14 protein-coding genes and 1 tRNA gene are annotated in these 12,313 nt (G+C 67.6%); 7 read left to right on the top strand and 8 right to left on the bottom strand.

Going from position 1 to position 12,313, the window contains the following annotated elements; genetic code table 11:
• Nucleotides 1–44: 44 nt before the first annotated feature.
• Both EV643_RS15670 and EV643_RS15665 read right to left on the bottom strand, forming a co-directional pair.
• Entirely contained in the window at nucleotides 45–908 is an 864-nt protein-coding gene (locus EV643_RS15670; RefSeq protein ID WP_238165598.1) for a phosphotransferase enzyme family protein, read from the bottom strand.
• Between the two features lie 79 nt (nucleotides 909–987).
• Entirely contained in the window at nucleotides 988–1,479 is a 492-nt protein-coding gene (locus EV643_RS15665) for a YajQ family cyclic di-GMP-binding protein (RefSeq protein WP_133800780.1), read from the bottom strand.
• Between the two features lie 84 nt (nucleotides 1,480–1,563).
• Between EV643_RS15665 and EV643_RS15660 the strand changes: the two genes are divergently transcribed.
• The 4 genes from EV643_RS15660 (at nucleotide 1,564) to EV643_RS44140 (ending at nucleotide 4,951) form a co-directional block, all read left to right on the top strand.
• A tRNA-Tyr gene (locus tag EV643_RS15660) sits at nucleotides 1,564–1,646 on the top strand.
• A gap of 181 nt (nucleotides 1,647–1,827) precedes the next feature.
• Entirely contained in the window at nucleotides 1,828–2,724 is an 897-nt protein-coding gene (locus EV643_RS15655) for a WD40 repeat domain-containing protein (protein ID WP_166665451.1), read from the top strand.
• 212 nt (nucleotides 2,725–2,936) lie between these two features.
• The gene (locus EV643_RS15650; RefSeq protein WP_166665450.1) at nucleotides 2,937–3,710 is read left to right on the top strand and encodes a carbohydrate deacetylase; all 774 of its coding nucleotides are present in this window, start codon (nucleotides 2,937–2,939) and stop codon (nucleotides 3,708–3,710) included.
• A gap of 56 nt (nucleotides 3,711–3,766) precedes the next feature.
• Entirely contained in the window at nucleotides 3,767–4,951 is a 1,185-nt protein-coding gene (locus EV643_RS44140) for a hypothetical protein (RefSeq protein ID WP_166665449.1), read from the top strand.
• A gap of 61 nt (nucleotides 4,952–5,012) precedes the next feature.
• On the opposite strand, the gene EV643_RS15635 is transcribed toward EV643_RS44140, so the two are convergent.
• Nucleotides 5,013–5,438, bottom strand: a complete 426-nt coding sequence (locus EV643_RS15635; protein ID WP_238165597.1) for a MarR family winged helix-turn-helix transcriptional regulator — start codon at nucleotides 5,436–5,438, stop codon at nucleotides 5,013–5,015.
• A 95-nt stretch (nucleotides 5,439–5,533) separates the two neighbouring features.
• On the opposite strand from EV643_RS15635, the gene EV643_RS15630 reads away from it, so the two are divergent.
• Nucleotides 5,534–6,424, top strand: a complete 891-nt coding sequence (locus EV643_RS15630; RefSeq protein ID WP_133800775.1) for an LLM class flavin-dependent oxidoreductase — start codon at nucleotides 5,534–5,536, stop codon at nucleotides 6,422–6,424.
• Nucleotides 6,425–6,435: 11 nt separating this feature from the next.
• Here EV643_RS15630 and EV643_RS15625 read toward each other — a convergent pair whose 3' ends face one another.
• From EV643_RS15625 to EV643_RS15615, 3 genes are read right to left on the bottom strand one after another with little or no spacing between them, the layout of a single operon-like run.
• Nucleotides 6,436–7,329, bottom strand: a complete 894-nt coding sequence (locus tag EV643_RS15625; protein ID WP_133800774.1) for an aldo/keto reductase — start codon at nucleotides 7,327–7,329, stop codon at nucleotides 6,436–6,438.
• 40 nt (nucleotides 7,330–7,369) lie between these two features.
• Nucleotides 7,370–8,068 (bottom strand): RraA family protein, encoded by a 699-nt coding sequence (locus tag EV643_RS15620; protein WP_133800773.1) that lies wholly within the window; start codon nucleotides 8,066–8,068, stop codon nucleotides 7,370–7,372.
• Between the two features lie 29 nt (nucleotides 8,069–8,097).
• Nucleotides 8,098–8,637 (bottom strand): P-loop nucleotide/nucleoside kinase family protein, encoded by a 540-nt coding sequence (locus EV643_RS15615; protein ID WP_133800772.1) that lies wholly within the window; start codon nucleotides 8,635–8,637, stop codon nucleotides 8,098–8,100.
• 75 nt (nucleotides 8,638–8,712) lie between these two features.
• Between EV643_RS15615 and EV643_RS15610 the strand changes: the two genes are divergently transcribed.
• Together EV643_RS15610 and EV643_RS15605 are read left to right on the top strand one after the other, a co-directional pair.
• The gene (locus tag EV643_RS15610) at nucleotides 8,713–9,540 is read left to right on the top strand and encodes an SGNH/GDSL hydrolase family protein (RefSeq protein ID WP_133800771.1); all 828 of its coding nucleotides are present in this window, start codon (nucleotides 8,713–8,715) and stop codon (nucleotides 9,538–9,540) included.
• A 141-nt stretch (nucleotides 9,541–9,681) separates the two neighbouring features.
• Entirely contained in the window at nucleotides 9,682–11,034 is a 1,353-nt protein-coding gene (locus EV643_RS15605; protein WP_133800770.1) for an AlkA N-terminal domain-containing protein, read from the top strand.
• Here EV643_RS15605 and EV643_RS15600 read toward each other — a convergent pair.
• Nucleotides 11,031–11,831, bottom strand: a complete 801-nt coding sequence (locus tag EV643_RS15600) for an isocitrate lyase/PEP mutase family protein (RefSeq protein ID WP_238165596.1) — start codon at nucleotides 11,829–11,831, stop codon at nucleotides 11,031–11,033. The genes EV643_RS15605 and EV643_RS15600 overlap by 4 nt on opposite strands.
• On the bottom strand, nucleotides 11,828–12,139 hold the full coding sequence (locus tag EV643_RS15595; protein ID WP_133800769.1) for a putative quinol monooxygenase: 312 nt from the start codon (nucleotides 12,137–12,139) through the stop codon (nucleotides 11,828–11,830). Before EV643_RS15595 ends, EV643_RS15600 begins: the two co-directional genes overlap by 4 nt.
• Nucleotides 12,140–12,313 lie beyond the last annotated feature (174 nt).

Genomic DNA, 12,313 nt, shown 5'->3' with positions numbered 1-12,313 from the left:
CTGAACTGTCTCGACAACAGCCAGTGTTCAGAGGCCACGAGCCCCTACCCCGCAGGCAGAGACCGCGTGTCGTGCCCGGTCAAGATCGAAGAGCCGGTTAAGCCGTAGCCGGTGAAGAAGGCGTCGAGTTGTTCCGGTGTGGTTGGGCCGAGCGTGCCCATGCCGCCGAGCATGAACATCAGGTCCTGCTCGCGCGGAGCGAGCACCACGTCGTCCCAGTCGATCAGGTAGAGCTGGTCTTCTGTGCGCAACACGTTGCCGAGGTGGGGGTCGGCGTGGCAGATCACCGGGATGCCGTTGGGCCGCTCCAGTTCCGCGGCGAGCTTGAGGAGGCCCTTGATGGTCTCGTCGTTCTCGTGCCACACCTTGGCGAGCTCCGCTTCGACCGCGTCCTGCGGCGCTTGCGTGGTGAGCCGGTGGGTGAGCTGGTCGACCAGTGCCGGCATGCGGGCGTTGATCGGGTTGAGGCTCGGCAGTGTCTCGATCAGCGCGGCAGACGGTTCGGTGGAGTGCACGCGAGCCAACAGAGCGCCGTACTGGCTCCACTGCTCGGTAGTCAGCCCTGTCTCGGCGGCGCGTGCCCCCTCCACCCATCGCGTCAGGGAGAGCCTCCTGCCGCCGCGGTGGGTGTGGGGCTCGCCGGTGAGGGTCCTGATGGGCTCCGGGATGCCCCGCACACCCCTGGCCGACAGGTGAGCTGTCGCTCGGGTCCCCGCGTCCGTACCGCCGCCGCTCCACTTCACGGCGTACTGGTCGCCGGTGGTCGCGCCCCCGGCGTGCTGGTCGACGGCGGTGGTGCTGGCCCGCCAGACCTCGGCAGCGACGTCCGCGCCCTCGTGGATCGGCGTGAGCTCAACCACACCGATCCCGTAGTCGGCCAGGATCCACTCCCGCAGCTTGTCGTCCACGGGCGTCAGCATGCCCGGCCGAACGGTGTGGTGCGACCGGATTACGCCGTACGGTCCCAGCCGCAGCCGACCGCCGCCATCAGCGGTAGTTGACGAACTGCACGGCGAAGTCGAGGTCCTGGCCCTTGATCAGCGACTGGACCGCCTGCAGATCGTCCCGGCTCTTGCTGGACACCCGCAGTTCCTCGCCCTGGATCTGCGCCTTGACGCCCTTCGGGCCCTCGTCACGGATCAGCTTGGACAGCTTCTTCGCGTTCTCCTGGGTGATCCCGGCGCTGATCGAGGCGGTGATCTTGTAGATCTTCCCGGACAGCTTCGGGTCGTCCGCCTCAAGCCCCTTGAGCGAGATCTGCCGCTTCACCAGCTTGTCCTTGAACACGTCCAGTACGGCGTTCACCCGCTCCTCGGTGCTCGCCTGCAGATCGATCGAATCACCCGACCACTTGATGCCTGCGTCCACGTTCTTGAAGTCGAACCGCTGGCTGATCTCCTTCGCCGCCTGGTTGACGGCGTTGTCCACCTCCTGGCGATCGACCTTGTTCACGATGTCGAAGGAGGACTCCGAAGCCATGGGCACTTCCTTTCCCGATTTGCCGTCAGGGGCACTGTCTGTTGTATCGTCTCTCCCGCTGGTGCACGCACCAACACCCACCCTGGCAGGTTGCCCGAGCGGCCAAAGGGAGCAGACTGTAAATCTGTCGGCGTTAGCCTACGCAGGTTCGAACCCTGCACCTGCCACAGGGAGCACGCAAGCCGATAAGTGGCCCCTGACCTGCGAAAACGCGGGTCAGGGGCCACTTTCGTCGATCCGGTCGATGTCCGGTTGTGTCCGGCCGTCACCATCGGCAGCGCAGACATCGCTTATGCCCGCACAGGGTGGCGGGGTGGCGGACGAGGGGGTTTCGGGTCGGCTCGGCGGGTGGTTTATGCGCCTGGTGGGGAGCTGTTGGCCGGCGGCAGTGCTGATGGTTCGGTCCGGATCTGGGACGTCCGCACCGGCGGGCTCAGTACGACGTTGAGCGCTCATACCGACATGGTCGCCGCTCTGGCATGGTCACCTGACGGCCGGTTCCTGGCCAGTGCGAGTCCGGACGGCAGCGTCCGAGTGTGGGAGGCAGGGCCAGGGCGCGCGGACGATTGGCGGATGCGGGTGATGCCGCACGTGACGGGGCAGGCGGCGGCGGTCGCCTTCTCGCCTGACGGGAGGTTGCTGGCCGCGGGCTGTCTCGATCGGCGTGTCCTGGTCTGGGATACGGCAACGGATGAGTTGGTGCACACGTTGATGTTGCCCGCAGGTGTGCTTGCCGCGACGTTCCATCCCGACGGTCACACCCTCGCAACGGGAGGCCTTGACGAGAACGTTGTGGAGTGGGACGTGCGGACCGGGATGAAACAGCGGACCGCGATCCGCCACAACGACGTCGTCTACGCGGTCGCCTACTCCGCCCAAGGCGATTTCCTCGCGAGCGGCGGCGGTGACGGGGCGGTGTTCCTACGCCGCACGGGCGCTAGGCGGGACAGGCAGCAACGTCTGGACAGCACAGATCCCACTCGTCGCCCAGCACACCAATGGGTCCAGACGTGGACCGTCGGGTTCAGTCCCGACGGCTCCACTGTGGCCGGCGGCACCGACGACGGCAGGCTCCTGATCTGGAATCCCCACACCCAGCACCGGCTCCGGACAGAGCGACACGGTACGCCGATCACCGGCTTGGCCTATTCGCCCGACGGCGCCACCCTCGTCGTCGCCGATACCAGCGAAACCGTCAGCCTGTTCGACGGTCGAACCGGAGTACCCAAAACCCAAGCCCGATAACAGCCCGAGACGTGCCTGTCGGCGCAAGGCATCACCAGCCGCGGCCTCCGTCATCCGCACGCCGGACGCCGGGGCCGCCTTCTGTACGACGGACGCCGGGGCCACCTCCCGTACGGCGGTCACTGCCTGGCAGTCGACCATCCGGCGCAGTCCAGACCAGGGCTGTCTAATAGTGTCCGGCTGGGTCGGGTTGTCGGCGAATGGGAGTAGGCGTGGCTGAGGTCAGGCTGATTGTTCAGGGTGACGATTTCGGGATGTGTCATGCGGTCAACGTCGGGACGATGCAGGCGTTTCGGGACGGGATCCTGACGCAGGCGTCGACGATGGCGGCGTGTCCGTGGTTCACCGAGGCGGCGGCGTTGGCGCGGGAGTCGGGGATTCCGCTGGGGGTTCATCAGACGCTGACGTGCGAGTGGGACTTCATGCGGTGGCGGCCGTTGACCGACGGGGCGTCGCTCGTTGGCGACGATGGGACGTTCATGCGGACGGTTGAGGAGGCCAAAGCGTCGGTGAGTCATGCGGACGCGGTCCGCGAGCTGTCGGCTCAGGTGGCGAAGTTCGCGGCGGAAGGGCTGACGATCGACTACCTCGACGTCCACATGGGGCAGTCCGCGCCGGCGGCGTACGCCGAGGTGTCGGGCGCGATCGGCAAGCCGTTCATCTACGGCCCGGAGGAGTCACAGCGGTTCGCCTCGATCGAGACACTGAGCGATCGCGACGCGGCGGACAAGAAGGCCTGGGTACTCGACTACCTCGACAACCTGACGCCGGGCGTGCACCTGCTGGTCACCCACTGCGCCGCCGCGGAACCCGAGCTTGCCGCACTCCATACGCCCGGCTCCGACACCTACCGCTGGGCCGAGGAATACCGCCTCTCCGACCAGGCAATCGTCACCGACCCCGAAGTGCGCAAGGCCATCGAGGACCGCGGCATCGAACTCGCGACAGTGCGCACCGCGTTCCCGGGTGGGAATAGGGGTGTGTGAGCCGGGGTTGCTTGTCTAGAGCGTGTCGGGCGAGTGTTGATTGAGGAGAGCGGGCGATGAAACCCACCGAGTTCGTCAAGGTGAACAGTCAATTCTGGGGGGATCACCTGCGGGGTGTGAGTGAGCATCTGCCCACCAGTCACGCCCGCGAACTGCCCGGGCCGCTGCTCTATCCGCGGCTGATGGTGCTGACGGAAACTCCGGACTGGAACATCCTGGAGCTGGTCGGGGTGAGCCGCGAGTACCGATCGCTCGAGGTCAGGCGGCAGAAAGCCGCGAGCATCGACCAGTACTTCGGCGGTGGCGAGTCCGCCGCTGCCGGGCCGGTCGTGGTCCTGCCGAATGAGAGTGCCTTCAAGGATGCGACGATCACGAGTGAGCGTGGGCGCAGCGTGCTGGGTACCAGGTTTCCGGGTGCCCAGAGTCTGATCGGCAACGAGTTGGTGGGTACTGGCGACGCCGGTACCGGCAAGCTCCTGAAGTTCGCTCCGGGGAACTACACGTCTTTCGATCGTGTTCTGCTCGTCCACGAAGCGAACTCATCGGTCCGCATCCACTGGACCTTCCTCGCGATCGCGATCCACAGGTCCGAGCCGGCGGAAAAGTACCGGGACTACTTGCAGAGTCTGGTCAACACGGCACCCCATCTCGATCCCCTCGGTACCCTCAGCGTGCCGCGAGGCGAGGTGGAGCAGGTCCTCAAGGGCGACGCGTTCGCGAGCACGTACCTGATGCATGGCATCCAGGACACGACCGTCGGTGAGTTCCTGAATCAGCACGAAGACGTCCTGTTGTCCGCGTTCGACGCGACCCGGCTGATCCATGAGCCGTTCCTCGAATGGCGCGACGGTGCAGCCCATGCGGACGAGATCGCGATCAACCCGGACTTCATCCTGGAACGCGCGGACGGCAGTCACATCATCGGCGATCTCAGGTTGCCTCTGCTGGAGACCGCGAACGTGACCAAAGGTAAGAAGCGGCGCCGATCCTTCACCGCGCCCGTGCCCGACGGGTTGGCGCAGCTCGCGCACTATGAGGAGTACTTCCAGACCCCCGAGAACCGCGCCTTCGCCAAGGCCAAGTACGGCATCGAGGTCAGCGAGCCGCGAAAACTCCTGGTCATCGGCAGCCAGGAGAACGTCGACCCCACCGAGTTCGAGCAGGCAGCGCAGTCAACCACCTCCTTCGAGATCGTCGACTACGACTCGATCCTCCGCCTCCACCTCGCAGCAAAGTCCTAGTCCTATAACAAGCAGCCCCTGACCAGCGGAAACGCGGGTCAGGGGCTGCTGCCGTGCCAGGCTACTGAGCGTGGCCGGTGATGGTGGCGATTGCGGTGATCAGGGTTTTGCGGTGCGAGGCCGGGAGGTCGGTGAGGCGCTTCTCGATTTGGGTGGTGTAGGCGTTGTGGGCCTCGTGAGCGAGGGCCAGGCCGGCGTCCGTCAGGGTGATCTGGAAGGCACGGCGGTCCGTGGGGTTGGGGATCCGGGCGACCAGGTCGCGGCGTTCCAGGCGGTCGACCATGCTGGTGAGGCTGGAGCGTTCGATGCTCAGGATGCGGCTCAGGTCGGTCATACCGAGCGGGCCGTCGAGGAGTACGCAGAGTAGGTGGGCCTGCTGCGGAGTCAGGCCGAGCGGGCGGCTCGTCTCGGCGTACAGATCCTGCAGGACGTGCATCAGCTGGACCAGCGAGCCGACGAGCTCGGTGTCCTGGGTCGCGGTTGCCACCCTTCCACTGTAGTCCGACCTCCGGACTGTTCGGAGGTGTGATATTTCGTAGGGCTAGTATTTAGGTCTACAAAGTATTATCGAGGAGGCAAGTGATGAACGTACGGTTCGGCTACGGGTCACGCGCGGATGTGCGGGCGGTCGCGGACGTCGTACGGCTGGCAGAGCAGGCTGATCGGCAGGACCTCGACCATTTCTCGACCTCCGACCATCCGTATCTGGCCGATCAGCTGGACGCGTACGCGATGGTCGGCTACCTGCTTGGCCGGACCGAGCGGATCGCCGGCCTGGCGAACGTCAGCAACCTCCCGCTGCGCCCCGCCCCCATGCTCGCCCGTACTGCGTCCTCGCTGGCGTCGCTGTCCGGCGGACGGGTGATCCTCGGTCTGGGCGCTGGTGGATTGCCGGAGCGGATCGCGGCGATGGGCGGACCGCGACGGAGTCCGACCGAGGCGGTGGAGGCGTTCGAGGAGGGGATGGTGTTGCTCAAGGCGCTGACCACAGCTGGGCCGCCCGTGACGTCGGAGGGCCCCCACTACCCGGTCGACAGCCTGCCGCCGGCGCCTGCGCCTGGGCTCCAGATCTGGACCGGATCCGTCGGCAAGAAGTCGCTCGCGGCAACCGGTCGGCGGGCGGACGGTTGGATCCCGGGTCACGCTGCCGACTGGCTAAGCGACGCCTACAAGGAATCCCGCGCCATCATCGACCAGGCCGCCGCCGAGGTCGGCCGGAAGCCGAGCGACATCGCGACGATCTACAACCTCCCCGGCGTCATCACGGCACGCCCGGTCGATCGGGTTCGCGACGCCGCCGGCCGCTGGCTGGGCGGCTCAGCCGACCAGTGGATCGAGGAACTCACCGGCGCGGTTCTCGAGCACGGCGCATCCGGCTTCACCCTGTTCCCCCGCGGCACCGAGCCGTTCGAACTCAGCCTCAAACGCTGGGCCCGGGACATCGTCCCCGCGGTGCGCGCGGCGATCTCCTGAGCCAATGCACGTCACACCAGAGTTGCCAGTTCGTCCGCACTCAACTGAATGGCCCCGGCGGCGATGTTCTGCTCCAGGTGGGCGGGGTTTCCGGTGCCGGGGATGGCCAGGACGTTGGGGCCTTGGTGGAGGGTCCAGGCGAGTCGGATCTGCTGTTCGGAGACGCCCTTGGCCGCGGCGAGGCGGCGTACGGCGTCGGAGTGGTCGGTGGTGGCGGTGCCTTCCCGAGCGGGACCCGCGATCGCGAAGAACGGGACGTAGGCGACACCGCGTTCGCCGCAGTTGCGGAGGAACGTGTCGTCGTCGCGATGGGTGTCCAGCGCGTACGAGTTCTGCACGCAGACGACCGGCGCGATCGCCTCCGCCTCGTCCAGGTGGTCCGCGCGCACGTTGGACAGACCGAGGTGCCGGATCAGCCCTTCGGTCTGGAGTTCCGCCAGGGCAGCGAATCGCTCGGCGACCGAATCCGCGCCGGCCTTCTTGATGATCCGCAGGTTGACGACGTCGAGCTGGTCCTTGCCGAGTTGCCGCAGGTTCTCCTCGACCTGGGCGCGCAGTTCGGCCGGGGTTGCCGCGTTGTGGAACCCGCGTTCGGGATCCTCGCCCGGGCCGACCTTGGTGGTGATGACCAGGCCGTCCGGGTACGGCGAGAACGCGTCGCGGATCAGCTCGTTGGCATAGCGGACCGGTCCCTCGCCCACGCCCAGGGTTCCGCCGGGGGAGCGGTAGAACGCGGCCGTGTCGATGTGGTTGACCCCGAGTTCGACGGCGCGCCTCAGGACGCGGATCGCGAGGTCGCGGTCGGGGTTCGCGGTGATGCGCATCGCGCCGAACCCCAGTCGGTTGATGGAGAAGTCGCCCAGTTTCCAAGTACCCGCGGCGTCCGCGGAAATGTCAGCAGGCATCCCGCGAGCATAGTCCCCACCGTTCGGCTGCAGCCGGAGCTCACTCCTCGATCGCGCCACCGAGCCGGCGAAGGTGCTGCCGGAACGTCAATCCGGGCGCGCCGGCCCGCGCCGCGAGATACTCCTCGAACCGCACCTGCTCGCGCAACGGAGTACCGGCCTCGATCAGCGAAGCCTGCCGCCGCTCGGTGTCCCGGATCGACTCGGCCAAGCTGAACAACTCCTCGGCCCGATCCGCCGGGATGAACACCGCGCCGTCTTCATCAGCCAGTACGACGTCCTCGCGCGTGACTGTCCATTCGCCGACGTTCGCGGCCGTGAGCGCATCGGCCGGAAGCGGGTCGAGCCGCAGTGGTCCGTTCGGCACCGACCCGAGGCTGTAGACGGGCAACCCGATCGCGCGGATGTCGGCCGTGTCGCGATGCAACCCCCAGACCACGAGCCCGGCGAGCCCGGCCGCCTTCGCCTCCTGGACGACGAGGTCGCCGACGCAGGCCTCGTCCCGCCGGCCGCCGTTGTCCACCACCAGTACGTCGCCCGAGGCCGCCGACCCGAACGCCTCCAGGAAGATGTCGACGCTGCCCACATGCCGTGCAGGCAACACCCGCCCCGCGACCCGGCCCGGCTGGACCGCACTCAGCTCCACGCAACGCACTTGTACCTTCGCCCGTACACAGGCGTCGGCGAGATGAGCCGTCGTGAGTTCGGCGAACCGCTTCTGTACTTCCGCGTTGTCCATCCCTCGACCCTAGTGTCCCGTGTCGGGGATCAGTGGGCGAGGAATGTGGTGATCTCTGCGAGGTCGACCACATCACTGGTGTCGATCGTGAGAGTCGGGACCGGGAGGTCGATCTGTTCGAAGGCGTTGTGGTTGCGTAACCAGCGGTCCTTGGTGTGCCGGGCGTGCTCGTGCGCCGCACGCGACGGCTCGGTGGCTGACCGACTCGCGATGCGTTCGTACGCGACCTCGGCCGGGACCGTGCAGTGGATGATGCGGAGCTCGGCCAGCGCCAGGAACGAGGTCAGCCCCGGCCGCCACAGCCGATCCTGGAACGCGGCCTCCGCGACCACCGTCGTACCGCGCCCGACCAGCAGCCCGATCACGTCGAAGAACGTCGCCAGTGTCCGCATCGTCAGCGGATCGCCCGGACCCGGTACGAAACCCGGCGTCGCGTGCGCCATCCCCTCCTTGATCTCGTCCCGGCAGATCGCCGGGCACCCGACCGCCGCCGCGACCCGGTGAGCCAACGTCGTCTTCCCACTCCCCGGCGGACCACTAACCACGATGAGCATGGGCTTCGAACGCATCGCCGTACCCTAGCGTCATCGGCGGCCAACCCTCACCATGCTCTAAGGGGATATTTCACGGGGAGGGGTACGGGGATGTCGAAGTATGCGCGGTGGTGCATCAGTACGCTGATGGCCTTGGTCCTACTGGCCGGTGTTGCACCGGCTCAGGCTGTCGCAGGGGAGCAGCGCTACTACTTGTCGCTCGGTGATTCGCTGGCTTTCGGCTTCCAGCGGGCGAAGGCTGAGGCTGGGTTACCACCGGCCGCGTTCACGACCGGGTACTCCGATCTGCTCGCCGCCCGCCTCGGGCACGGCCGGCGTGCGCTGTCGCTGGTGAACTACGGGTGCCCAGGGGAGTCGACGACCACCTACATCAGCGGCGCGTGTCCGTGGCAGGCCGCCGGTCTTCCGCTGCATGACACGTATGCGGGTCCCCAGCAGGACGCAGCCGATGCCTTCCTGAGGGCCAATCGCGGCCGGGTGGACGTCGTGACGCTTTCCCTGTGGGGCAACGACGCCAACGCGTTTGTTGCCTCCTGCAACGGCAACGTCCAGTGCATCATCGAGGGAGCCCCGGCGGCGATCGCGGCGGTCGCGGCGAACCTGTCGAACACCCTGACCTCGATCCGCCGGGCAGCGCCGGACGCCGACGTCGTCGTACTAGGTGGCTACGACGCAAATCTGGGCGCGTTCCCCCTGACCCACCCGATCATCCGGCAGCTGAATCTCGCCATGGCCGACGTCGCCGCGGCCAACCGGGCCCGCTTCGCCGACCCGTTCCCGATCTTCAATCCCGACGGCGACACCGGCGCCACTCTGTGCGCTCTCACGCTGATTTGCAGCCAAGGTGACGGCCATCCGTCCGACGCCGGTTATCGCGCCCTCGCCGATCTGCTCCACCAACAACTCACCGCACGCTGACGGGATTCGTCGGAGGCGCGATGTGCCGGCGACGGCGGGCCCGCCGCCGAGGTCGGCGCGCTGGCCGGCATGGCGACCCGGCCAAGACGTTTGTCCGGATGTGTCTGGTCCCGGTGAGCCGGGCGGGCTCAGGATGACGAGGTGACGACGTATTCGGCGGTGCGTACCACCGGTATCTACTGCCGTCCGGGATGTGGCGCCAAGCCGTTGATGGAGAACGTACGGACCTTCGAGCTCGCCGCCGCCGCGGAGGCTGCCGGGTACCGCGCCTGCCTGCGCTGCCGGCCTTACCGGGTGGCGGGGACGGTTCCCGACGAGGCCCCTGAGCTGGTCTGCCGGGCGGTGCAGCTGATCATCGGCGGCGCACTCGACGGTGCCCCGACCGCGAACGCCGCCGCGGGCGAGGCGGGGCTGGCTGCGCGGCTCGGATTGTCGGCGCGGCATCTGCGGCGGATGTTCCACGACCACCTCGGGGTCACGCCGGACCAGTTCGCCCGCAGCCGGCGCGCGCATCTCGCCCGGCGGTTGCTGGACGACACCGACCTTACGATCGCGGACGTCGCGTTCGCGTCCGGTTTCGGCAGTCTGCGCCAGTTCAACCGGGCGATGCGCGAGGTGTTCCGCTCGACTCCCCGCGAGCTGCGGGACCGCAGGCGGCGTACCGACCGGCTCGTCGCCGACGGCGGTCTCGTACTGCGGATGCCGTTCACCCCGCCGTACGACTGGCCCGCGATGCTGGCCTTCCTCGCCGAGCACGCGATCCCCGGCGTCGAGTCGGTCGAGGGCGACGTCTACCGGCGGACCATCGCACTCGACGGCGAACCAGGGCTGCTCGAGATCGGCCCGGGCGGCGCCGATCATCTCCTCCTGCGGGCTCATCTCCCTTACTGGGAAGGTGTCATCCACGTCGTGGAACGAGCCGCCCGTCTGGTCGGCCTGGACGTCGAACCGGCACTCGCCACCGCCCAGCTTGCGGTCGACCCGGTGATCGGCCCGCTGATCCAGCAGCGCCCCGGCCTCCGCATTCCAGGCACCTGGGGTCCCTTCGAGACCGCCGTCCAAGCCGTGGTCGAAGACCTCGCGACAACACCCGCCACCTGGTCGACGTCGACGCCGGAGCCGCGCGCACTCCTCGCCGAACTCGTTGCCACCCACGGCACGCCGGTGCCGGGACTCGGTCACGGACTGACCCACGGATTCCCCAGCGCCGAAGCCCTTGCCGCCGGCCAGTACGCCGGGTCCGTGGCCGGCGACGTTCTCGTCCAACTGTCCAAGGAAGTTGCCGCAGGCCACATCACTCTCCTGGCGGGCGATCAGCTGGTGACATCGTTGACCGCGGTGCCGGGGGTGAGCCGGCGCGCGGCCCAGTACATCGCCCTCCGACTGGGCGCGAGGGATGCCGCTCCGATCGACCACGAAGCGTCCGAGAACTGGCGACCGTGGCGGTCCCTCGCAACCGTGCACTTGCTGGCCGAGGCGCGTACACATACCTAACGTTCGTTATGTACCTGGCGTGATGAGGTCGGCGTACCTAACGTTCGGTATGTACCGGGACCGAGTAGTTCGGTGGTTGCTGCTGCGGCCAGGGCGTAGGCGGCCGAGGTGATTGCCGGGCCCAGGCTGATCCGGGTCACACCGAGGTCGACCAGTTCGGCGACTGTTGGTGCGCCGGGGCCGACCATGAGGTTCAGCGGCAGTGAGATCTCCGACACCAAGGCACGAATCGCCTCTGGTTCCAGCAACCCGGGCACGAACAGCACGTCGGCTCCCGCATCCGTGTAGAGCTTGGCCCGGGAGGCCGTTTCGGCTGGGTCGCCGAAGAAGTAGGTGTCGATCCGCGCGTTGATGCACAGGTCGAGCCCCGCGCCGACCGCCGCCTCGCGCGCAGCCGCGATCCGCTCCGCCTGGACCCCCGGATCAACCAGCGCACCCGACGCACTGTCCTCCAGGTTGATGCCGACGGCGCCGATGTCGATGACCTCGGCGGCTGTTTCCGCGACCTCGGCCGGTGTGTCGCCGTACCCGGACTCGATGTCGGCGGTTACGGGCACGCTGACAGCTGCGACGATCTGCCGGAGGGCGGCGAGGGCGCTTGCCCGGTTCAGCCCGCCTGCGTCGTCGAGGCCGGCCGCCCACGACACTCCGGCGCTGGTCGTCGCGATCGCCTTCGCGCCGGCCGACTCGATCGCCTTCGCCGAGCCCGCGTCCCATGCGTTCGGCAACAGCAGCGGCGGATTCTGATGCAGCGCGAGGAACTCCCGCGCCTGCGCCTTCCGGTCGATCGGGCTCACAGGCTCACCACCAGTTCGTGATCGAGCTCCACGAACTCGACGATCAGCCCGGCGAACCGTCCGCTGATCAGTTCCTTGTACGCCGCCGAGCCGGTGTGCGCGTCATACGCCGCCTGGTCGGCGAAGTGCTCGACGAACAGCAGGTAGTCCGGGTTCGCCGGGTCCCGGTAGACGCGGAACGACAGCGTCCCGTCCTCCTGCCCCGGCCCGCGCGGTGCGAACTCCCGCACGAGCTCCTCGGCCGCCTCCTGGTTGCCGTCCTTCAACTTGATCGGGAACACCTTCGCCAGCATCTCCTTCTCCTCCATGACTCCACCGTCGGCTCTCCTGTCACCGGAGGGTCAACGGCCGCGTTGTCTTGATCGGCTTCAGCTTCGCCGGTCGGACCGGTTCAAGTCTGGCCAGATTCGGACACGGCAGCCGTCTTGCTATTCAAGACAGATGGTCTCATTTAGCAAGACGACTGGCTAAGCTGAAAATCG

Origin of the sequence: Kribbella caucasensis, assembly GCF_004361855.1 — a bacterium.
Lineage (GTDB): Bacteria > Actinomycetota > Actinomycetes > Propionibacteriales > Kribbellaceae > Kribbella > Kribbella caucasensis.
Note: the sequence above shows the minus strand (reverse complement) of the source record. Positions and strands in the feature narration are given on the sequence as shown.